Below are 512 nucleotides of genomic sequence, written 5' to 3'. Positions count from 1 at the left end.
GAGTTGTAATTAAGAAGTGAGATCTAGCTCCTTTTCTCCCTCGTGGTTTTTGCTACCGTTACGAAAGACGTTTTAAACAGGCAGTAATTCATGGCTTTTGAAAGCACCCCCAACATCGCACTTATTGAAGATGATGACATTGTTCGTCAGGCTACCAGCCAATGGCTGCAACTGGCCGGATTTAACGTTGAGGCATTCAGTACCGGTGGCGCTGGAAAGGCGGCGATACTAAGTCAAGACTTTGATGCTGTTGTCAGTGATGTTCGCTTGCCTGATAGCGATGGCCTCTCGATTTTAGAAAGCCTTATTGACCATCATATCCAAACGCCCGTTATCCTGATCACCGGACATGGGGATGTGGATATGGCGGTGAGTGCGTTGCAAAAGGGCGCATTTGATTTTATTGAGAAACCATTTCAGCCAGAGCGACTCTCGCAACGTGTGACGGAAGCGGTCGAGACTTATCGAGCGCAGACGTCAACGCAAGATCGTCAAGAATATCTCGCGAGCAT

1 protein-coding gene is annotated in these 512 nt (G+C 48.0%); it reads left to right on the top strand.

The genetic code is table 11. From position 1 onward, the window contains the following. Positions 1 to 90: 90 nt before the first annotated feature. On the top strand, positions 91 to 512 hold a 422-nt coding region (locus R7Q11_RS29520; RefSeq protein WP_225467383.1), incomplete at its 3' end, for a response regulator.

It is taken from the genome of Vibrio sp. 970, assembly GCF_033339075.1.
The sequence above is the reverse complement of the archived record's forward strand: the minus strand, read 5'-3'. Positions and strand labels throughout refer to the sequence as shown.